We start from the raw sequence: 19,051 nt of genomic DNA, 5'->3' as shown, positions 1-19,051 counted from the left end.
GGCCCCCGTCCCACTTCCCCACTCCCGTCCCCGGCGCCCCACCACGGTGATCAAGAGGTTTCGGTCATCAGAAGGCGTGATCGTGACCGAAACCTCTTGATCACCCGGAGACAGGGGCGGGGGCGCAGGGGTGGGGTTAGGGGGTTGGGGTTAGGAGGGGGCGGAGGGCGGCCACGATGGGGGCGTCGGCGGGGAGCCAGGTGACCGAGTCCAGTTCGTCGGCGGTGAGCCAGCGGAGCGCCTCGTGCTCCAGCGCCTGTGGCTGGTCGTCGCCGAGCAGGCGGGCCGCGTACACCTTGAGCACCGAGCGGCCGTGCGCCATCCGTACGTTGCGGCCGACCCGGTCACCGATCTCGACGCGAACGGCCAACTCCTCCGCGCACTCCCGGATCAACGCGTCGGTCTCGGCCTCCCCCGGCTCGACCTTTCCGCCCGGAAACTCCCACATGCCCGCTACCTCGGGTGGGGCGGAACGCGCACAGGCGAGCACTCGCCCATCCCGGATGATCGCCGCTCCGACGATCACCTTCAGGTCCCGTCGTTCGGCCTGCCCGCCATCATTCGCCCGTTCGGTCCGCACGGGCGTCCAGGGTGCCAGATCAATCGGCGGTTTGGGTACCGTAGCCGTCCGCTAGGCCAATAAGACACGGAAGTGTGGGCGTGGACACCCCCTCCGGGCAGCGAGAGACTAGGAGACACCGACAAGACACGGGATGGCGACGATTTGGCCACAAGCCGGCAACGGCGCTTGGGGGGTGCGGTGATGCGCGTGCTGTTCAACAGCAGGGCCAAGCACGACTACCTTTCCGACGCGTTGACCTTGCTATCTGGTTGGACGCGCGAGGGCGAGCAGATCCGACGGACGCTCGTGATCGACGATACCCAACACGCCGCACTAACTGAACGGGTCAAGGTCGTCGCGGATGCGCTGCATCTGCGGCCCGAGATCAGCCGCCGGGCCGACAGCACCCAGATCCGGGTCGGGCACGGCAGCGGCGAGCCGCTGACCGAGGGCGAGGTGCTGTTGGCCGCCCGCATCGAGGATGCGTACCGGGCGGTCACCGAGTCGTGACCACCGTCTCCGAATCCGACCCGGCGTCCTGCGGGTACCAGCGCAGCTCCACCGAGTTGCCGTCCGGGTCCCGCACGTAGATCGAGGTCGCCGAACCGCGGGCGCCGAATCGGCTGACCGGCCCGGTCAGCACCGTGAAGACCCCCGACTCGATCACCTGCGCCCAGTCCAGTGGTGCCACCACCAGGCAGAAGTGGTCCACGTTTGCGCCCTGCGGCTCACCCCGGACAAGGTCGATGATGCTGCCGGGGCTGATCCGCACCGACGGGAACGGAACGCTGCCGGCACGCCACTCGTCGACCCGTACCGGCGCCAGCCCGAGCCGCCCGCAGTAGAAGTCCAGGGACCGTTCCACGTCGGCGACGGTCAGCACCAGGTGATCGAAACCGGTAACCCGCACCGCGCTCACGCCTCCTCCAGCGTGGCCGCCGCGCGCAGCCAGCCGCTGAACAGCGCCGGGTCGACGTCGGCGACGCCGCGCAACTTCACCGCTGCCATCGCCCGCGCACCGGGGATCAGCCGCCCGGACGGGTCGGTGATCTCCTGCCCTCGCCACAGCCCGAAGGTGACGTACGACCCGTACGCCTTGATCAGGCAGATCGGGCGCTGCCCGGGCCGGTCGCCCAGGCCCCAGACCGGGTGCCCGTGCCACATCGCCCCGGTCGCCCCGGGCAGGGCCGCCGCGATGATCGGCGTCAGCTTCTCGCCGATCTCGCGCAGTGGGCCGGCCAGGCCGGTCAGGTAGTCGTCAATGCTCACGTCAGAGCCTTTCGCTCGGTGTTCCCTGCCGCGTTCACGATCCCCGGACGAGGGACGCCGACCAAGACCTGATGCCGCTACGATCGTTGCCCACAGGTCAACGATGGGAACGGTGTGCTGGAGCGGTACGAGGTCGAGACGTTCCTGACGCTCGCGGAGGAGCTGCACTTCGGCCGGACCGCCGAGCGGTTGACCGTCAGCACCGGTCGGGTCAGCCACATCGTGAAGAAGCTGGAACGCCAGATCGGCGCACCACTGTTCGCCCGCACCAGTCGGGTCGTCCGGCTCACTCCGATCGGCCGGCAGCTCGCCGACGAGCTGGTCCCGTTGGTCGCCGGGATGGACGAGGCCGTCCGCCACGCGATGGACGCCGCCCGGGGCGTGACCGGGACGCTACGGGTGGCGTTCCTCGGCGAGTGGACCGCGCCGGTGCTGCTCCGGGCGGTGGCCCTGTTCGGTGAACGGCACCCGGACTGCCGGGTGGAGGTGCACGAGGCCCAGTTGTCCACCACCCGATCGGGGTTGCTCGACGGCACGACGGACGTGTTGATCGCGTCGTACCCGTTCGACGGGATGGCCACCGGCCCGGCACTGCTCTCCGAGGGTCGGGCGCTGGCGGTGGCCGCGGGCCACCCGCTCACCCGGGAACGGTCGGTGTCGTTGGAGGTGCTCGCCGACCACCCGGTGGTGCAGTACCCGACCGTGACCTCGGTGGAGTTCAAGCGGGACCGCACCCCGGAGCGCACCCCGTCCGGCCGGCCGGTGCCGAAGGGCCCGGCCGGGAACACCTTCTCCGAGATGCTGTCCCTGGTCGCGCTGGGCCGGGGTGTCCTGCCCGTCGGCGAGCACACGCGGCGCTACTACCCGCGCCCTGACGTGGCGTACGTGCCGATCCATGATGCGCCGCCGATCGAACGCGGGCCGGTCTGGCTGCCCAGCAACACCACCACCCGGGTACGCGAGTTCGTCCGCGCCGCGACCGACGCGAACCCCCGATGAGACACGCCGAGTTTCGCCACCACCGGCTGGTCCAGGTGTACGACGCCGAGTGCCGGTGGGGGCCGGACGACGACTTCTTCCAGGCGGTGGTCGACGAGACTCCGGCCGCCCGGGTGCTCGACCTCGGCTGCGGCACCGGCCGGTTGACCGTTGCCCTCGCCGCCGCCGGCCACACCGTCACCGGCGTGGACCCGGCCGGCGTGTCCCTGGCCGCCGCTCGAGCCAAGCCGGGTGGCGAGCGGGTGACCTGGCTTGAGGGCACCTCGGCGCTGCTGCCGGAGCGGGCGTTCGACGTGGCGGTGCTGACCAGCCACGTAGCGCAGTTCTTCGTCGACGATGCGGAGTGGGCGCGTACCCTCGCCGACCTGGCCCGGGCGCTCGGGCCTGGCGGCCGGCTGGTGTTCGACGCCCGCGACCCGGCGGACCGTCGCTGGGAGCGGTGGAACCCGGTGGATTCGCATCGGCTGGTCTCGCTGCCGGACGGCGGCCAGGTCCGCGCCTGGACCAGGGTCACCGGGGTACGCGACGGAGTGGTCGACTTCACCCACCACTACGACTTCGACGACGGCGAAGAGATCCTCAGCTCGGCGAGCCTGCGCTTCCGCACCGAGGCCGAGCTGCGCACCTCCCTGACCAGGGCGGGCTTCGTGGTGGACCGCGTTTACGGGGGCTGGCACGGCGAGCCGGTCGGCCACGGTGACGGCGAGTTCGTGGTCCTCGCCCGAGTGGGCGCGGTGGCACCGGTTTTCTAGCCTGGATCACATGGCGAACATCGCGTACGACCGCAAAGAGCAGGTCCAGCAGATTGAGAGTGGCCTCCTCGAAGGCGAGCAGATCATCGCCGTCTACGACGCGGTCGGCACCGGCACCGGGTTCATCGGGCTGACCGACCGCCGCGTGATCATCCAGGACCGCTCCTTCGTCGGGAAGCGGTTCGCGATCACCAGCATCCCGTACTCGAAGATCACCAGCGTGAGCGTGGTCAGCAACAAGTCGTGGGGTGGTTCGTTCTTCTCCACCGGCGCCATCGCCATCCACGTCGGCACGCACACCTACGAGGTGGAGTTCCGTGGCGCGCAGAAGAGCCACCACGTACACAACGTGATCCTGCACCACATCTCCTGACGGCACGCCCGTCATGGGCCCGGCTGGCGTAATCGCCTTGCCGGGCCCGCGGCGTCTCTGGTGTCCTGGGTCGACAGCCGCGCGAAGGGAGCAGCCATCATGCCCAACACGACGAGGTCCCCCGAACCCACCGTCATCCGACCCGAGGAATCGAGACTTCGTGAGCAGCACTGTTTCCCTGGCGCTGTTGGGCGCCACTGACCCCAACCCCGGAGGCCGCTGATGTCGGTCTTCGACGATCCCGGCCTCTTCGGCCGGCTCTGGGCCGCCGACTACGACGGCCCGGGCAACCCCGACCCGGCGCCCGCCGTGGACTTCCTGGCCGACCTGGCCGACGGCGGTCCGGTTCTCGAACTGGCGATCGGCACCGGTCGGGTCGCGCTTCCGCTGGCCGAGCGCGGCCTCGCCGTGCACGGCGTTGAGGCGTCCGAGGAGATGCTCGCGCAGCTGCGGGCGAAACCCGGCGGCGAGCGGATCCCGGTGGTTGTCGCCGACATGGCGGACGTTCCGGTGCAGGGTGAGTTCCGGCTCGCGTACCTGGTCTTCAACACCCTGTTCAACCTGGTGGACGCCGAGCGGCAAGCGGACTGCTTCCGCAACGTCGCCCGGGTGCTGTCGCCCGGCGGCGCTTTCGTCATCGAGACGTTCGTGCCCGACCCGCGCAGCTTCGACTCGGACGAGCAGGTGCAGGTGCGTGCCGTCACCGAGGACTCCGCGACGATCCGGCTGCACCGGTACGACCGGCCGGCGCAGCGGTTCATCCGGCAGACCATCACGTTCGACGCGGACGGTGTGCACCTGAAGCCGTTCGCCATGCGGTACGCCTGGCCGCACCAGATCGACGAGATGGCGCAGCAGGCAGGGCTCCGGCTCACCGAGCGGTACGCCGACTGGCACCGACGACCGTTCCAGGCCGACAGCCCGTCGCACATCTCCGTCTACCGGGCGGGGTAGCAGTTTGATCGGCTCGGGTTCCTTGAACCGGGGGTGTCGAGATGCCCGTGACCCCACGATCTCAAGGAACCCGAGTCGATCTCCGTCTTTCGGTGGTACCGAGAGTCAGTGCCCGTCGCTGATCTGGACGTCGTTCGGCGCCGGCCGGCCGCGCCCCGTCTCGACCAACTCCTTGAGACTCATCAGGAAGATCGCCCACTTGGTGCTGCACTCGTGCATGAGTTCGGTCGGCTCGCGCCAACCCGCGTGCGTGAAGTCGACGATCGTGTACCGACCTCGCTGACCGAGCCGCCAGCCGATCTCGGTGCCGATCCACTCCTCGGGGCCACCGACGACCCGCCACCGCACCCGGCCAGCCGGGTCCAGCTCAAGGATCTCCAGGTCGAAACCGCCCTCGTCACCGAAGTGGACGGCCAATCGCCCGCCGACCTCGCTCTTGCCGGTCGTGTCGATCGACCACCAACCCGCGACGCCCTCGGGGGTTGCCACCGCTCGGTAGACATCGTCGAGCGGTGCGACGACGCCGACCTGGTGCAGAATGTCGACCATTTTCAGCCTCCCTGGTTGTTGGTGCGGTGACGTTCGATCGTTTCGGCGATGCGCTTGATCCGGCGGAGTCGGGCGTCCCAGGTGGAGCCGACCGCCGACAACTGGGCCACCGCGCGGGCGAGTTGCGCCTCGTCCACCTGGTAGTGACGCTCGCGACCGGCCGGCTCGGCGTGGATCAGCCCAACCCGGTCCAGGACCGCCAGGTGCTTCGAGACGGCCTGCCGGGTGACGGGCAGTCGCCTACTCAACGAGGTGGCCGTGCCAGGTCCGTCGGCCAGAAGAAGATCGATCATCGTACGCCGAATGGGGTCGCCGATCGCCGACCACAACTCGTCGTCGACCACCGCGCTCACGGGGTCGCGACCAGCCGCGCGACGTACGCGCCCAGCCGGGGCAGGTAGTGGTCCCAACCGTTCTCGTGGTCGCGGTACTGCTCCTCCAGGGCAGCGACCTCCCAACCCAGCTCGCGGAACCCGGTCTCGGTCATCCGGATCAGCGTCCCGGAGCCGCTGGGCACCAGGTCGAAGGTGACGAACAGCGCCTGCCCGTTCCGGTCCGGCTCGGTGAAGCACCACCGGAAGGAGAACCGCTTCGGCGGGTCGACCTCGACGACGGCGAGCGCGACGGTCTTCGTCTCGCCGGTGTCGGCGTCGCGCCACACCAGCTCGCCGGGCGCGCCGGCGACCGACTCGAACCGCGCGTCGTCGGGCCACCACTCCCGCATGTGCTCGGGTTGACTGACCACCTCGAAGACGACCTCGGGGGACGCGTTGACGTGGATGTCGCGTTCGATCGTTCCCTGTTCCATACCCACAACCTTTCGCAACCTTTTGTTGCACGTAACCTACGACAGCCCACCCTCGTTGCGCAACCTTTCGTTGCCTGTCGTGGTTTCGTCGTACCCGGGGTGCACGATCGGCGCATGTCTGAGCCATCGCCGCACCAACACCACGCCATCGACTACATCGAGCTCACGGTGACCGACATCGCCGTGGCCAAGCGCTTCTACGCGGACGCGTTCGGGTGGCAGTTCAACGACTACGGGCCGGATTACGCCGGCATCCGCAGCCCACACGGCGACCACGCCCCCGAGGTGGGCGGTCTCCGTCTGGACAGCGAAGTCCGGGCGGGCGGCCCGCTCGTGCTGCTCTACTCCACCGACCTGGACCGGTCCGTGCAGGCCGTGAAGGAGGCCGGCGGCCAGGTGGTGAACGGGCCGTACGAGTTCCCCGGTGGCCGGCGGTTCCACTTCACCGACCCCAGCGGCAACGAGTTGGGCGCCTGGGCCGAGCAGTAGGACGCCGAGGTCGCCCGGGCGGTGGCTGAGCATCGTCGCCAACTCCGGCAGAGTGTCCCCATGGCCGGAAGAGGACTGGACGTCGATGGATGGATCGCACGTGAGGGTGCACTGAGTCGGGTCCCGGCCGCGTTCGCCGGTGTTGTCGACGCGGCACGCGCTCGGATAGCCGAGTCGTTCGACGGTGGCCGGCTGCACAGTGCCTACCTCTACGGCAGCATCCCGCGTGGCACCGCCATCCTCGGCGCCTCCGATCTCGACCTGCTTCTCGCCCTGCGCACCGAGCCAACCGAAACCGACCGGGCGGCTGCCACCCTGGTCGAGCAAGCTCTCGACCAGTCCTTTCCGCAGATCGACGGCGTGGGGATCCTACTGTTCAGTGCCCGTACGCTGCTCAGCGAGCGTGAGCGGCACGACCTCGGCTTCTTCGTCGCCTGCCTGTGCACTCCACTGCTGGGCGACGACCTCGCCGACCAGCTACCTCGGTACCGGCCCACTCCCCTGCTCGCCCGCGAGACGAACGGCGACCTGTCACTTGCTCTTCCAGGTTGGCGCCACCAGGCAGCCGCAGCGAACACGGACCACCAACGCAAGGCACTCAGCCGGCTCGTCGCTCGGCGCATCGTCAGGACGGGATTCACGCTGATCATGCCGCAATGGGGAGGTTGGACAAGCGACCTCACCGAGTCCGCCGAGGCGTTCGGGCTCTACTATCCGCAACGCGCCGGGCAGATGCGTAGAGCTACCGTTGTCGGCCGCTCGCCCTCGCCGGCTCCGGGTGTGCTCCGCGAACTCCTTGACGACCTTGGGCCCTGGCTCGCCGCGGAGTACGCAGTCGTCCATGGCGAAAAGGCCGTCCGCCCCTGACGCCGCGAGGTGCATGCTCGCCAGCCATGACGGATCACCCGGTAGAACGTCTCGCGCTCCGGAGCCGGGTGCGGCTGGTAGTCGTACGACTGGGAGTACGGGCGCACAGGCACTCGATCCACTGTGTCTACCGCTTTTGATCAACAGCAGGCGTACGGGTCAGACGTTGAAGCGGAACTCCACCACGTCGCCGTCCTGCATGACGTACTCCTTGCCCTCGATGCGGACCTTGCCCGCCGCCTTGGCCGCCGCCATCGAACCGTGCTCGACCAGGTCGTGGTAGGAGACCACCTCGGCCTTGATGAAGCCGCGCTGGAAGTCGCTGTGGATGACACCCGCGGCCTCCGGCGCGGTGGCGCCGACCGGGACGGTCCAGGCGCGCGCTTCCTTGGGGCCGGCCGTGAGGTACGTCTGGAGGCCGAGGGTGCGGAAGCCGACGCGGACGAGCTGGTTGAGGCCGGGCTCGTTCTGCCCGATCGACTCCAGCAGCTCGCGGGCCTCCTCCTCGGGCAGGTCCACCAACTCAGATTCGATCTTGGCGTCCATGAAGATGGCCTCGGCGGGGGCGACCAGGGCGCGCAGCTCGTCGAGGAACGTCTCGTTGGCCAGCTCGGCCTCGTCGACGTTGAAGACGTACAGGAAGGGCTTGGTGGTGAGCAGGTGCAGCTCGCGCAGGTGCTCCAGCTCGATCTTGGCGGCGGCGGCCCCGGAGTAGAGGGTGGTGCCACCGTCGAGCACCTCGATCGCGGCCTTCGCGGCGGCGACCGCGGCGGCCCGGTCCTTACGGAGCTTGGCCTCCTTCTCCAACCGGGGCAGCGCCTTGTCCAGGGTCTGCAGGTCGGCGAGGATCAGCTCGGTGTTGATCGTCTCGATGTCGTCGGCCGGGGAGACCTTGCCGTCGACGTGCACCACGTTCGGGTCGGAGAAGGCTCGGACGACCTGGCAGATCGCCGAGGCGTCCCGGATGTTGGCCAGGAAGGCGTTGCCCCGGCCCTGCCCCTTCGACGCGCCGCGGACCAGGCCGGCGATGTCGACGAACGACACCGGCGCCGGCAGCACCTTCTGCGAGGAGAAGATCTCGGCCAGCTTGCCCAGCCGCTCGTCGGGCAGCCCGACCACGCCGACGTTGGGCTCGATGGTGGCGAACGGGTAGTTCGCCGCCAGCACGTCGTTCTTGGTCAACGCGTTGAAAAGCGTGCTCTTGCCGACGTTGGGCAGGCCGACGATGCCGATGGTGAGACTCACGACGGGCCAGCTTACGCCGGTCCCGGCCAGGCCGGTCCAGGCGGCTCCGATTCGGCGTCGCGCAGGTGGTCGATCGTCGTTCCGGCCGGGCCCCGGCAGGCGGTTGACCGGCAGCGTGACGCTCAGCCGAGCAGGCGGGGGGCGATGACCGCCTCCCGGACGCTGCCGTCGGCGCCCCGGCTGACCTCGTACGCCGAGACGCCCTCGCGGTCCGCGATCGCCTCGACCAGCCGGGTGCCCCGGTAGACCAGGCCGACACCGTCGTCGGTGCAGTGGCTGGTGGGGAGCGCACCGTCGCCGACCAGCTCGTGCATGAGCGGGCGGCGCTGGCCCTCGCTGTCGTAGTGCACCCCGTTGCCGTACGGCAGCCAGCCCAGGCCCCCGGTGAAGCCGCGCAGCCGGGGGCCGAAGCTGTCGGTGGCACCGCCGACATGCCAGCAGATCGAGCCGGCGGAGACGCCGGCCAGCACCACGCCGGCCTGCCAGCACTCGTGCAGGATCTCGTCGAGCCCGTGCACCCGCCACACCGCGACCAGGTTGGCCACGCTGCCGCCGCCGACCCAGATCACGTCCTGGGCGAGCAGGTGGGCGCGGATGTCCTCGACGTTCGGCATCGGAAACAGGGCGAGATGTGACAGCCGGAACCGGGTGTCGGTGAACGCGCCGTAGACGGCGGTCAGCGAGGTGGGCTGGTCGCCGACGGCCTGCCCGAGGTAGCAGACCCGCGGCTGCGGACCGGCCTCGGCCAACTCGGCCGCCAGCTCGAAGACCGGGCTGGGGCGCAGGTCGTAGGGCCCGCGGTCGCCCCGGAAGAAACCCATGCTGGTGGCGATGATGGTCGGTTCGCTGGCGGGCATCGGGCGTCCTTCCGTGGCGGGCGGTGCGGCGTCCATCCTGCCGCAGCCGGCCTCCCGCCCGTTCGGTGCGGGGCCCGACCGCCACACCCGCGGGTGTGGCGGTCGAACACCCCGCCAGCCGCATGATCAACGAGACTGGTCTGGCCGCCGTTGGCGGGGCACCTCGACCTCGGGCCATCGACCCAGGGCCGGACGGTCGGCCGGGGGCAGTTGCCCGGCGGCGGCACGGGGCAGGGTGAACCGGTCGGCGGCGGCCGGGCCGGCCGAGACCGACTCGCGCAGCATCCACCGCACCTCGTCGGCCGTCCAGCCCAGCCCCGGCCGCGCGGCGATCTCGCGGATCAACCGCCGGCCAACCCTCGTGTCGTCGTCGTAGAAGCGCATGCACCAGTGGTGCGTCCACATCCCGAGCGCCCGCAGGCCCGCGTCGTCGAGTGAGCCGGCCAACCGGCCGCAGGCGGTGTCGGCAAAGCTCTGCTCGGGGTCGCCCGCCCGGTCCCGTTCGATGGCGCCCACGGCGGCCGGCGCGACGGCTCGCATCCGGCGGTAGAAGGACTGCGCCACCGCGCGGGGCAACGGCGGGAACGCACCCGGTGTCGACGCCGCCGCCCAACCCGCCACGCTCGTCATGTCGCCGCACCCCTTCTTCAGTTGGTGGCCGGACGCTACCCGGCACGACCGACACTTTCGGGCCGAAAAACCCCACCGATCATGGATAGCGACGATGACCTGGGACGTCTGTATCTGTGACAACGAAACGGGGGTGGTGGGTGGACGAGGACGAGCGCGCGCGGCTGGCCGAGTTCGTCGGCAGCCGGACTCCGGCGCTGATGCGGGTCGCGTACCTGCTGACCGGGGACCGCAACGCCGCCGAGGACCTGTTCCAGTCGGCGTTGGCGCGGACCATCCCGAAGTGGGGGACCATTCGGCACGCCGATCCGGAGGGCTACCTGCGGGTGGTGATGTACCGCGAGCAGATCAGCTGGTGGCGGCGGTTGCGCCGATGGCGGGAGACACCGCTCAACCCGGCGGACGAACCGGTCGGTGGCGACCCGAGCGGCGGCTCTGACGTGCGGTTGGCGATGCGGGCCGCGCTGCGTCACCTGCCACCGACGCAGCGGGCGGTGGTGGTCCTCCGCTACTACGAGGACCTGCCCGAAGCCCGGGTGGCCGAGTTGCTGGGCTGCTCGGTGGGGACCGTACGCAGCCGTACCCATCGAGCGGTGAAGCGACTACGCGACCTGCTGCCGGACGTCGACATGCTGGAGGTACGGCGATGACCGAGCCCTTCGAGCACCTCATCCGCTCCACCCTCACCGACCTGGCCGAGGAGGCACCGATCGTGCATGACCAGTTGAGCCGAGCGGAACGGCGGGTGCGCAACCGACGCCGCGCCACGGTGACGGTGGGGGCGGTGAGCACGCTGGCGGCGATCCTGATCGCCACTCCGCTCGCGCTGGCCGCGACCGGCTCGGACGAGCCTCCCCCGGCCGTGCCCAGCCCGGCCGGCCCGGCGGCCGTGCCCAGCCCGCCCGTGCCCACGCCGTCCGCGCCCACCACGGTGCCGACGGTCGAGCCGAGCCCCGGAGGTGCGCCCGGGGACCCGTCGATCACGCCGGGTCCGCCCGGCGTACCGGGCCACCCGACTGTCAAGCCGAGCCCGCCCGGCAGGCCAGGCACGCCGGGCGACCCGTCCGTCTCACCAACCCCGACGACTTCGCTGGGCCCGCCCGGCGTGCCGGGCCGGCCGACTGCCTCGCCGAGCCCGTCGCGTTGAGCAGAACCGGTCAGGTCGGTGGTTCTTCCGCCCCGGCCTGACCGGTCAACCCAGGAGATTCCGGTCACCTTCGCACGGCGCTCCCCGTTCCGGCGAGCGCCGTGCGAACCCGCCGACGGGAGCGGACCGTCCACCGAATTTGTCGAGGCCGGTGTGCCCGCTCATTCTTGGGCCATGACCGATCCCGGACACCCGAGGCGCCAACTGCGGGGGCAACGATGAGCACCGCCATGGCCCGGGTGCCCGGCTCCCTCCGGGGGCAGCTCGTCACCCCCGGCGACCGCCGGTACGCGCACCTGCGCTCGACGTACACCAGGTCGGCGTCGCCGGCCGCCGTCCTGCTGCCGAAGACCACCGCGCAGGTGGTGGACGCGCTCCGCTACGCGCGGGAGCAGCGGCTGCCCATCGCGGTCCGCAGCGGCGGGCACGGCCTGTCCGGAGCCTCGTCCAACAACGGTGGGGTGGTCATCGACCTCTCCATGCTCAACCGGGTTCAGGTGATCGACGAGCGGGCCGGGCTGGTCCGGGTCGAGGCCGGCGCCCGCTGGGCGAACGTGGCGAAGGCGCTGGCCCCGTACGGCCTGGTGATCAGCTCGGGTGACTACGGCGCCGTCGGCGTCGGCGGCCTGGCCACCGGCGGTGGTGTCGGCTGGCTGGTCCGCGCGCACGGCCTCACCATCGACCGGATCCGCGCCGTCGAGGTGGTGCTGGCGGACGGGACGCTGGTACGCGCGGACGCCGACCACGAGCCGGAGCTGTTCTGGCTGGTCCGCGGGGCGGGGGCCGGCGCGGGAATCGTGGTGGCCTTCGAGATCCAGGCGGCCGAGCAGCGCAACGTCGGTGTCGCGCAGCTGGTCGTCGAGGCGCATCCGGACGGTCGCACCATCCGGGAGTGGACGAGCTACCTCGCGCAGGCGCCACGGGAGTTGTCCGCGGCCGCCGTGGTGTTCGCGGAGGGTCGGTCGGTCCTCATGTCCATCACGGCCGTGGTCGCCGCCGAGAGCCTGCGCCGGGCCCGACCGGCGGTGGAACCGCTGCTCGCCATCGGCAAGGTGCTCGAACACCGGGCCGATCTGCTGCCCTACCCGACGCTGGTGCCGACCGCGCACCTCAACCCGAACGTCGGGCAGCAGCGTGGCACGACCACCAACGGTCTGTTCACCGCGCTGGACGAGGGCGGGGCGCGGGCCGTGACGCGAGCGGTGACCGGGCCGGGGCGGGCGGTCATCCAGCTCCGCTCGTTGGGCGGGGCGGTCAACGACGTCGCTTCCGACGCGACCGCGTACCCGCATCGTCACCAGGACACGCTGATCGTGGCCTCGGTGTTTCCGCCGCAGGCCGACGCCGCGTTGAACGCCGCCTGGCGGGCCGCCGGGGCGCGCGCCGACGGCGCGTACGTCAACTTCGAGAGCCGGCCGGACCCGGCCGCGTTCGCCCGGATCTACCCGGGCGAGACCGGGGCGCGGGTCCGGCGGCTGTGGAAGCGGTACGACCCGGATGGTGTGTTCCGATCGGCGCTGCTGAGCGGCCAGGCCAACCGCGCCAGCCAGGGCAACCGGTCCAACGGTGCCGGCCAGGCCGATCGGACCGGTCAGGGCTCCCGGACCGGCCGGTCCGGGCAGCCGCACCGACGCCGCCGCTGACCGGAGGCGGGGCCTGCGGCCGGCCGCGCACACCCAGGTCCGATTCCCGCCAGCCGATGGCCGGTCGGGCGGGGCATCATCGGTGACATGGAGATGGATTTCGAGCGGTGTTACCGGGCCGTGGACAGCCGTGACCAGCGGTTCGACGGCTGGTTCTACACCGGGGTGACGTCCACCGGCATCTACTGCCGGCCGTCCTGCCCGGCCATCACGCCCAAGCGGCAGAACGTCCGGTTCTTTCCGTCCGCCGCCGCGGCGCAGGGTGCCGGGCTGCGCGCCTGCCGCCGCTGCCGGCCGGACGCCGCGCCCGGCTCACCGCTCTGGGACGTCCGCGCGGACGTGGTCGGCCGGGCGATGCGGCTGATCGCCGACGGGGTTGTCGACCGGGACGGCGTACCGGGGCTGGCCTCCCGGCTGGGCTACACCGAGCGGCACCTGCACCGGATGCTGAGCGCCGAGATGGGCGCCGGGCCGCTCGCGCTGGCCCGGGCCCAGCGCGCCCAGACCGCCCGGATCCTGATCGAGACGACCGACCTCTCGATGGCCGAGATCGCGTTCGCCGCCGGCTTCGGCAGCGTGCGGCAGTTCAACGACACGCTTCGCGAGGTGTACGCGAGCGCCCCGTCGGAGCTGCGCGCGGCTCGTGGCCGCCAGCGGGCGCCGGCCGGGGCGGGGACCATCGCGCTCCGGCTGGCGTACCGCCCGCCGCTGCACGCCCGGGCGCTGCTGGACTTCCTCGCGGTGCGGGCGTTGCCCGGCGTGGAGGAGGTCCGCGACGGGACGTACCACCGGGGTCTGCGGTTGCCGCACGGCACCGGTCAGGTGGCGCTGACGCCCGCGGACGGGCACGTGGCGGCGACGTTGCGGCTCGCCGACCTGCGCGACCTGGCCCCGGTGGTGGCCCGCTGCCGCCGGTTGCTGGACCTGGACGCGGACCCGGCGGCCATCGACGCCACGTTGGCCGCCGACCCGGCGCTGGCCCCGGCGATCGCCGCCGAGCCCGGCATCCGCGTCCCCCGGTCGGTCGACGCCTTCGAACTGGCCGTCCGCGCCGTCATCGGCCAACAAATCTCGGTCACCTCCGCGAGAACAACCCTCACCCGCCTCCTCTCCCACCGGGTCGATCATGAGGTTGACGAGATCGGCGGAGATCGAACCCCAGGTCGCGAGCTGCGGGGGTTCCTGAGCGCGGAGGAGCTCTTGGCCCTGCCGGATTCGGGGTTTGGGATGCCCGCTGGGCGGCGGGAGGCTTTGCGGGGGTTGGCTCGGGCGGTGGTGGACGGATCCGTCGACCTTGCGCCGGGGGTGGACCGGGGAGAGGCCGTTCGGCGACTGCTCGCGCTGCCCGGCATCGGCCCGTGGACCGCCAACTACCTCGCCATGCGCGCCTTCGGCGACCCGGACGTCCTGCTCAGCTCCGACCTCGCGGTCCGACGCGGCGCCGCCGCGCTCGGGCTGCCCGACACCCAAAAAACCCTCGACGGGTACGCCGAGCGTTGGCGTCCCTGGCGGTCCTACGCCACGATCAGACTCTGGAGAGCGGCATGAGCATCGACAGCACCGTACTGAGCACACCGGCCGGCCCACTGAGCATCCTCGCCGGCCCCGACGGTGACGTACGGGCAGCGGGCTTCACCCCGGACCCGGCGGCGTTGCTGCCCCTGGTCCACCCGGCCCTTCGGGCACCGCTGCGGGAGCGGGCCGACCTCGGCCCGGTCAGCGCGGCGGTCCGCTCCTACCTGGACGGTGACCTCGCCGCCATCGACGCGGTGCCGGTCCGGCAACACACCGGGGGAGAGTTCATGGCGCACGCCTGGCAGGTGCTGCGCGAGGTGCCGCCGGGCACCCCGGTCACCTACACCCGGTACGCCGCGCTGGCCGGTCGTCCACCGGCGGTGCGGGCGGCCGCGGCCGCCTGCGCCCGGAACGCGGCAGCCCTCTTCGTACCGTGTCACCGGGTTCTCCGCACCGACGGCACGCTCGGCGGCTACCGGTGGGGGCTGGACGTGAAGAAGTGGCTTCTCGGTCATGAGCGACGCTTGACAGCAAGCTGACAGAGGCATCGACACCTGTTAGACGCTACCGTCTGGTAGTGCCTGTGGAGAGCGACGGCGACCCGGCCGCCCGGGCCGCCGCGGGCACCCACCCCGTGCACAACCTCTGGCGGCTACGCCCCTACCTGCGCCCGTACGCCGCCGAGTTCGCCTGGCTGCTCGTCGCGGGGCTCGCCGGCACCGCGGCGGGGATCGCCGTACCGCTGGTCGTGCAGCGGGTCGTGGACGGGCCGGTGGCCCGACACGAATCGGTCGGGCTGCTCCAGCTCGGCGGCCTGGCGCTGCTGCTCGGCGTCGTCGAGGCGGTGCTCATCTTCATCCGCCGGTGGGTGCAGTCGTCCTCGGCGGTGGGCATGGAGGCGGCGCTGCGCGCCGACGTCTACGCCCACCTGCAACGGCTGCCGACCAGCTTTCACGACCGCTGGCAGTCCGGCCAGTTGCTCTCCCGGATCACCAGCGACCTGTCGGTGATCCGCCGGTTCCTCTCCTTCGGCGTGTTCTTCCTGGTGCTCAACCTGACCACGTACGTGGTCGTGGTGGTGCTGTTGATCAGGCTGCATCCGGCGCTCGGGGTGCTGGTCGCGGCCAGCGCGGTGCCGCTGCTGCTGATCAGTCGGCGGTTCGGGCGGCACTACCACGCCGCGTCCCGCCGGATGCAGGATCAGCAGGGCGACGTGGCGACGCTCGTCGAGGAGACCGCGCAGGGCCTGCGCACCATGAAGGCGTACGGGCGGGGGCCCGAACTGGCCGCCCGCTTCGCCGGTGCGGCCCGACGGCTGCACGACACGGGCGTCGGCAAGGGGCGGCTGCTGGCCAACACCTCGGCGCTGCTCGACCTGGTGCCCAACGTGACCCTGGGCGTGGTACTGGTGGCGGGGGCGGCCGCCGCCGCGCAGGGCACGCTCACCATCGGCGAACTGGTCGCGTTCGTCAGCCTGCAACTGATGCTCATCTGGCCGGTACAGTCGCTGGGTTGGATCATCGCCAACGGTCAGGAGGCGGCCACCGCCGCCGACCGGATCCAGGAGGTACTGGACACTCCACCGCAGATCGTGGACTCCCCCGGCGCGGTCGCGCTGCCCCGCGACGCGGTGCACGGTCGGCTGCGCTTCGAGCGGGTCGCGTTCAGCTACCCGGGCACCACCACAGCGGTGTTGCACGAGATCGACCTGACCCTCGAACCGGGCGAGACGCTGGCCCTGGTCGGCGCCACCGGCTCCGGCAAGAGCACGCTGCTCTCCCTGGTGCCCCGGCTGCACGAGGTGACCGCCGGCCGGGTCACCCTGGACGGGCACGACCTGCGCGAGCTGCGGCTGGCCTCGCTGCGCCGGCTGGTCGGGGTCGCGTTCGAGGAGCCGACGCTCTTCTCCATGTCGGTGCGGGAGAACCTCACCCTGGGTCGCCCGGACGCCGGTGACGACGAGATCCGCGCGGCTCTCGCGCTGACCCAGGCCGACTTCGCGTACGACCTGCCCTGGGGTTTGGCCACCCGGGTGGGCGAGCAGGGATTGTCCCTCTCCGGCGGGCAACGGCAACGGCTCGCGTTGGCCCGCGCCGTGCTCGGCCGACCGGCGGTGCTGGTGCTGGACGACCCGCTTTCCGCTCTCGACGTGCACACCGAGGCCCTGGTCGAAGCGGCGCTGCGGCGGGTCCTGCGCGACAGCACCGCGCTGCTGGTGGTGCACCGGCCGTCGACCATCGCGCTGGCCGACCGGGTCGCCCTGCTGGAGGACGGGCGAATCACCGCGACCGGGCGGCACTCCGACCTACTGGCCACCGTCCCGGCGTACCGGGCGCTGCTCGCCGCCGAGCCGCCCGCCGGGCATCCGCCACCGACCGGAGCCAGTGGGCCGAGCCCGTCCCCTTCGGACGGGTGGGGGCTGGTGCGTTCGTGAGCGTGCCGGAGCAGGCCGACCCACCTCCCGAGGAGGAGCCCGAGCTCACCCGCTGGCGCGGAACCGCCACCGACCCGGAGGCCGACCGCAGTCGAGCCGAGGACGCCAGCCCCGAGGCGGTGGCCCGGCTGCGCCGGCTCAGCCGCACCCTGCTGCGCGGCCTGCTCCGGCCACACCGGAGGCGACTCACCGCGGCGGTCGGCCTGCTGCTGGCCCAGAACGCCGCCGCGATGGCCGGCCCGTACCTGGTCATGATCGGTATCGACCGGGCCATCCCGCCGTTGCGCGCCGGCGACGCCGGCCCGCTGATCACCGTCGCCGGCGCGTTCGCGGTGGCCTCGGTGACCGAGTACGCGGCCCGCCGTGGCTTCCTCACCCTCTCCGCCCGGATCGGCCAGGCCGTCCTGCTCGACCTGCGACAGCGGGTGTTCGGGCACTTCCTGCGGCTGTCGGTGGGCTTCCACGAGCGGTACACGTCCGGCCGGATGGTCTCCCGACTCACCAGCGACCTGGACTCGATCGCCGAGCTGGTCGACGGTGGGATCGACAGCCTGGTGCTGGCCGGGCTGTCGATCCTGTCGGTGGCCGCCATCCTGCTCTGGCTGGACCTGCCGCTGGCGGCCGTGACGCTGTTCGCCTTCCCGTTCCTGTTCTGGCTCTCCCGCTGGTTCGCCCGGTCGTCGGCCAGCGCATACCGACGGACCCGGGACGCGGTCGCGCTGGTCATCGTGCACTTCGTCGAGTCGATGCGGGGCATCCGGGCGGTGCAGGCGTTCCGCCGGGAGCCCCGCAACCAACGGATCTTCGTGGCGCTCGGCGACGACTACCGACGAACCAGCCTGCACGCGTTCCGGCTGATCGCCACCTACTCGCCCGCGATCAAGCTGATCGGCAACGTGACCGTGGCGGTGGTGCTCTGCTACGGCGGTTGGCGGGTGCTCGGCGGGCAAACCGAGATCGGCGTGCTCGCCGCCTTCCTGCTCTACCTGCGCCGCTTCTTCGAGCCGATGCAGGAGCTGAGCCAGTTCTACAACTCGTTGCAGTCGGCCACCGCCGCCCTGGAGAAGTTGGCCGGGGTGCTCGACGAACGACCGGCCGTCGCCGAACCGCTCCGGCCCACACCGCTGCCGACCGGACCCGGCCGTGGTGAATTGATCTTCCGGACGGTCAGCTTCGGCTACCGGGCCGACACCCCAATTCTCCGCGGACTGGAGTTGACCGTGCCGGCCGGGCAGACCGTGGCGCTGATCGGGCCCACCGGGGCGGGCAAGTCGACAATCGCCAAACTGGTCGCCCGGTTCCACGACCCCGACACCGGCACGGTCCGCTTGGACGGGGTCGACCTGCGCGACGTGCGCGACGCCGACCTGCGCCGCGCGGTGGTGCTGGTGACCCAGGAGAACCACCTGTTCAGCGGGACCGTCGCGGAGAACATCCGATTCGGTTGCCCGGGGGCCGACGACGCCGCCGTCCAGGCCGCCGCGCGGGCGATCGGCGCGCACGACTTCATCGCCGCACTACCCGAGGGGTACGCCACTCAGGTGCACCGACGCGGCGGCCGACTCTCCGCCGGGCAGCGGCAGCTGGTCGCGTTCGCCCGCGCGTTCCTGGCCGACCCGACCGTGCTCATCCTGGACGAGGCGACGTCGTCGCTGGACGTGCCGACCGAACGTCTCGTGCAACGGGCCCTCGGCACCATCCTGCGCGACCGCACCGCACTGGTGATCGCCCATCGACTCTCCACCGTGGAGACCGCCGACCGGGTGCTCGTACTCGACGGCGGAAAGGTCGTCGAGGACGGCCCACCCGCCGTGCTGGCCGAGGCCGACGGCCGGTACGCCGCCCTGCACCGCCAGTGGCGCGACTCGTTGATCTAACAGGGCCTCCCCGGTCGTGGCCGATCCCCACCGGCCGGTGTGTTCGACCGCAACTACGTCGCCCCGCAACCGGCAGGTGCC

The 19,051-nt window shown here is 71.5% G+C and carries 23 protein-coding genes; 14 read left to right on the top strand and 9 right to left on the bottom strand.

Features of this window, described 5'->3' with window-relative positions:
* Nucleotides 1-136 precede the first annotated feature (136 nt).
* Entirely contained in the window at nucleotides 137-580 is a 444-nt protein-coding gene (locus tag AC5L30_RS19845; RefSeq protein WP_494869013.1) for a (deoxy)nucleoside triphosphate pyrophosphohydrolase, read from the bottom strand.
* Nucleotides 581-763: 183 nt separating this feature from the next.
* Between AC5L30_RS19845 and AC5L30_RS19840 the strand changes: the two genes are divergently transcribed.
* The gene (locus tag AC5L30_RS19840) at nucleotides 764-1,072 is read left to right on the top strand and encodes a 4a-hydroxytetrahydrobiopterin dehydratase (RefSeq protein ID WP_112675736.1); all 309 of its coding nucleotides are present in this window, start codon (nucleotides 764-766) and stop codon (nucleotides 1,070-1,072) included.
* On the opposite strand, the gene AC5L30_RS19835 is transcribed toward AC5L30_RS19840, so the two are convergent.
* Entirely contained in the window at nucleotides 1,059-1,481 is a 423-nt protein-coding gene (locus AC5L30_RS19835; protein ID WP_494869011.1) for a VOC family protein, read from the bottom strand. The two genes, AC5L30_RS19840 and AC5L30_RS19835, sit on opposite strands and share 14 nt — an antisense overlap.
* Nucleotides 1,478-1,831 (bottom strand): DUF1801 domain-containing protein, encoded by a 354-nt coding sequence (locus AC5L30_RS19830; protein WP_494869009.1) that lies wholly within the window; start codon nucleotides 1,829-1,831, stop codon nucleotides 1,478-1,480. The genes AC5L30_RS19835 and AC5L30_RS19830 overlap by 4 nt, the downstream gene beginning before the upstream one ends.
* A 114-nt stretch (nucleotides 1,832-1,945) precedes the next feature.
* Here AC5L30_RS19830 and AC5L30_RS19825 point away from each other — a divergent pair, with 114 nt between their 5' ends.
* The 4 genes from AC5L30_RS19825 (at nucleotide 1,946) to AC5L30_RS19810 (ending at nucleotide 4,909) form a co-directional block, all read left to right on the top strand.
* Entirely contained in the window at nucleotides 1,946-2,830 is an 885-nt protein-coding gene (locus tag AC5L30_RS19825; protein WP_494869007.1) for a LysR family transcriptional regulator, read from the top strand.
* Nucleotides 2,827-3,582, top strand: coding sequence for a class I SAM-dependent methyltransferase (locus tag AC5L30_RS19820; protein ID WP_494869006.1), 756 nt, complete (start codon nucleotides 2,827-2,829; stop codon nucleotides 3,580-3,582). The genes AC5L30_RS19825 and AC5L30_RS19820 overlap by 4 nt, the downstream gene beginning before the upstream one ends.
* Nucleotides 3,583-3,592: 10 nt before the next feature.
* Nucleotides 3,593-3,955 carry a PH domain-containing protein gene (locus tag AC5L30_RS19815; protein WP_030337500.1) on the top strand — a complete coding sequence of 121 codons (363 nt, stop codon included), beginning with the start codon at nucleotides 3,593-3,595 and terminating at the stop codon, nucleotides 3,953-3,955.
* Nucleotides 3,956-4,177: 222 nt separating this feature from the next.
* Nucleotides 4,178-4,909 (top strand): class I SAM-dependent methyltransferase, encoded by a 732-nt coding sequence (locus tag AC5L30_RS19810; protein ID WP_494869005.1) that lies wholly within the window; start codon nucleotides 4,178-4,180, stop codon nucleotides 4,907-4,909.
* A gap of 105 nt (nucleotides 4,910-5,014) precedes the next feature.
* Here AC5L30_RS19810 and AC5L30_RS19805 read toward each other — a convergent pair whose 3' ends face one another.
* From AC5L30_RS19805 to AC5L30_RS19795, 3 genes are read right to left on the bottom strand one after another with little or no spacing between them, the layout of a single operon-like run.
* Entirely contained in the window at nucleotides 5,015-5,458 is a 444-nt protein-coding gene (locus AC5L30_RS19805; protein ID WP_494869004.1) for an SRPBCC family protein, read from the bottom strand.
* 2 nt (nucleotides 5,459-5,460) lie between these two features.
* Nucleotides 5,461-5,811 (bottom strand): ArsR/SmtB family transcription factor, encoded by a 351-nt coding sequence (locus AC5L30_RS19800; protein ID WP_494869003.1) that lies wholly within the window; start codon nucleotides 5,809-5,811, stop codon nucleotides 5,461-5,463.
* On the bottom strand, nucleotides 5,808-6,266 hold the full coding sequence (locus AC5L30_RS19795; RefSeq protein WP_494869001.1) for an SRPBCC domain-containing protein: 459 nt from the start codon (nucleotides 6,264-6,266) through the stop codon (nucleotides 5,808-5,810). Before AC5L30_RS19795 ends, AC5L30_RS19800 begins: the two co-directional genes overlap by 4 nt.
* A gap of 114 nt (nucleotides 6,267-6,380) precedes the next feature.
* Between AC5L30_RS19795 and AC5L30_RS19790 the strand changes: the two genes are divergently transcribed.
* Nucleotides 6,381-6,755, top strand: a complete 375-nt coding sequence (locus AC5L30_RS19790; protein ID WP_494868999.1) for a VOC family protein — start codon at nucleotides 6,381-6,383, stop codon at nucleotides 6,753-6,755.
* Nucleotides 6,756-6,815: 60 nt separating this feature from the next.
* Nucleotides 6,816-7,622 (top strand): hypothetical protein, encoded by an 807-nt coding sequence (locus AC5L30_RS19785; protein WP_494868998.1) that lies wholly within the window; start codon nucleotides 6,816-6,818, stop codon nucleotides 7,620-7,622.
* 159 nt (nucleotides 7,623-7,781) lie between these two features.
* Here the strand turns inward: AC5L30_RS19785 and ychF are convergent, their stop codons facing one another.
* The 3 genes from ychF to AC5L30_RS19770 form a co-directional block, all read right to left on the bottom strand.
* Nucleotides 7,782-8,867: a redox-regulated ATPase YchF gene (gene ychF / locus AC5L30_RS19780; protein ID WP_494868996.1), complete on the bottom strand. Its 1,086-nt coding sequence runs from the start codon at nucleotides 8,865-8,867 to the stop codon at nucleotides 7,782-7,784.
* A 122-nt stretch (nucleotides 8,868-8,989) separates the two neighbouring features.
* Complete coding sequence (locus tag AC5L30_RS19775; RefSeq protein WP_494868994.1) at nucleotides 8,990-9,724, bottom strand: Type 1 glutamine amidotransferase-like domain-containing protein; 735 nt, start codon at nucleotides 9,722-9,724, stop codon at nucleotides 8,990-8,992.
* 126 nt (nucleotides 9,725-9,850) lie between these two features.
* On the bottom strand, nucleotides 9,851-10,354 hold the full coding sequence (locus AC5L30_RS19770) for a hypothetical protein (RefSeq protein WP_494868992.1): 504 nt from the start codon (nucleotides 10,352-10,354) through the stop codon (nucleotides 9,851-9,853).
* A 140-nt stretch (nucleotides 10,355-10,494) separates the two neighbouring features.
* On the opposite strand from AC5L30_RS19770, the gene AC5L30_RS19765 reads away from it, so the two are divergent.
* From AC5L30_RS19765 to AC5L30_RS19735, 7 genes are all read left to right on the top strand, one after another.
* Complete coding sequence (locus tag AC5L30_RS19765; RefSeq protein WP_112583752.1) at nucleotides 10,495-11,004, top strand: SigE family RNA polymerase sigma factor; 510 nt, start codon at nucleotides 10,495-10,497, stop codon at nucleotides 11,002-11,004.
* The gene (locus tag AC5L30_RS19760; RefSeq protein WP_494868990.1) at nucleotides 11,001-11,501 is read left to right on the top strand and encodes a hypothetical protein; all 501 of its coding nucleotides are present in this window, start codon (nucleotides 11,001-11,003) and stop codon (nucleotides 11,499-11,501) included. Before AC5L30_RS19765 ends, AC5L30_RS19760 begins: the two co-directional genes overlap by 4 nt.
* Before the next feature lie 218 nt (nucleotides 11,502-11,719).
* The gene (locus AC5L30_RS19755; protein WP_494868989.1) at nucleotides 11,720-13,144 is read left to right on the top strand and encodes an FAD-binding oxidoreductase; all 1,425 of its coding nucleotides are present in this window, start codon (nucleotides 11,720-11,722) and stop codon (nucleotides 13,142-13,144) included.
* A gap of 87 nt (nucleotides 13,145-13,231) precedes the next feature.
* Nucleotides 13,232-14,692, top strand: coding sequence for an AlkA N-terminal domain-containing protein (locus tag AC5L30_RS19750; RefSeq protein WP_494868988.1), 1,461 nt, complete (start codon nucleotides 13,232-13,234; stop codon nucleotides 14,690-14,692).
* A complete protein-coding gene (locus AC5L30_RS19745; protein WP_494868987.1) occupies nucleotides 14,689-15,198 on the top strand; it encodes a methylated-DNA--[protein]-cysteine S-methyltransferase in 510 nt (169 codons plus the stop codon). The genes AC5L30_RS19750 and AC5L30_RS19745 overlap by 4 nt, the downstream gene beginning before the upstream one ends.
* Before the next feature lie 38 nt (nucleotides 15,199-15,236).
* Complete coding sequence (locus AC5L30_RS19740; protein WP_494868986.1) at nucleotides 15,237-17,093, top strand: ABC transporter ATP-binding protein; 1,857 nt, start codon at nucleotides 15,237-15,239, stop codon at nucleotides 17,091-17,093.
* The gene (locus AC5L30_RS19735; RefSeq protein WP_494868985.1) at nucleotides 17,090-18,970 is read left to right on the top strand and encodes an ABC transporter ATP-binding protein; all 1,881 of its coding nucleotides are present in this window, start codon (nucleotides 17,090-17,092) and stop codon (nucleotides 18,968-18,970) included. Before AC5L30_RS19740 ends, AC5L30_RS19735 begins: the two co-directional genes overlap by 4 nt.
* Nucleotides 18,971-19,051 lie beyond the last annotated feature (81 nt).

Source organism: Micromonospora sp. BQ32, assembly GCF_059358895.1.
Note: the sequence above shows the minus strand (reverse complement) of the source record. Positions and strands in the feature narration are given on the sequence as shown.

Bases quoted from the DNA above. Each gene is read 5' to 3' on its own strand.
- AC5L30_RS19795 (WP_494869001.1), bottom strand. From the start codon at position 6,266: ATGGAACAGGGAACGATCGAACGCGACATCCACGTCAACGCGTCCCCC.
- AC5L30_RS19775 (WP_494868994.1), bottom strand. From the start codon at position 9,724: ATGCCCGCCAGCGAACCGACCATCATCGCCACCAGCATGGGTTTCTTC.
- AC5L30_RS19755 (WP_494868989.1), top strand. From the start codon at position 11,720: ATGAGCACCGCCATGGCCCGGGTGCCCGGCTCCCTCCGGGGGCAGCTC.
- AC5L30_RS19820 (WP_494869006.1), top strand. From the start codon at position 2,827: ATGAGACACGCCGAGTTTCGCCACCACCGGCTGGTCCAGGTGTACGAC.
- AC5L30_RS19750 (WP_494868988.1), top strand. From the start codon at position 13,232: ATGGAGATGGATTTCGAGCGGTGTTACCGGGCCGTGGACAGCCGTGAC.
- AC5L30_RS19770 (WP_494868992.1), bottom strand. From the start codon at position 10,354: ATGACGAGCGTGGCGGGTTGGGCGGCGGCGTCGACACCGGGTGCGTTC.
- AC5L30_RS19815 (WP_030337500.1), top strand. From the start codon at position 3,593: ATGGCGAACATCGCGTACGACCGCAAAGAGCAGGTCCAGCAGATTGAG.
- AC5L30_RS19790 (WP_494868999.1), top strand. From the start codon at position 6,381: ATGTCTGAGCCATCGCCGCACCAACACCACGCCATCGACTACATCGAG.
- AC5L30_RS19760 (WP_494868990.1), top strand. From the start codon at position 11,001: ATGACCGAGCCCTTCGAGCACCTCATCCGCTCCACCCTCACCGACCTG.
- AC5L30_RS19745 (WP_494868987.1), top strand. From the start codon at position 14,689: ATGAGCATCGACAGCACCGTACTGAGCACACCGGCCGGCCCACTGAGC.
- AC5L30_RS19785 (WP_494868998.1), top strand. From the start codon at position 6,816: ATGGCCGGAAGAGGACTGGACGTCGATGGATGGATCGCACGTGAGGGT.
- AC5L30_RS19805 (WP_494869004.1), bottom strand. From the start codon at position 5,458: ATGGTCGACATTCTGCACCAGGTCGGCGTCGTCGCACCGCTCGACGAT.
- AC5L30_RS19810 (WP_494869005.1), top strand. From the start codon at position 4,178: ATGTCGGTCTTCGACGATCCCGGCCTCTTCGGCCGGCTCTGGGCCGCC.
- AC5L30_RS19840 (WP_112675736.1), top strand. From the start codon at position 764: ATGCGCGTGCTGTTCAACAGCAGGGCCAAGCACGACTACCTTTCCGAC.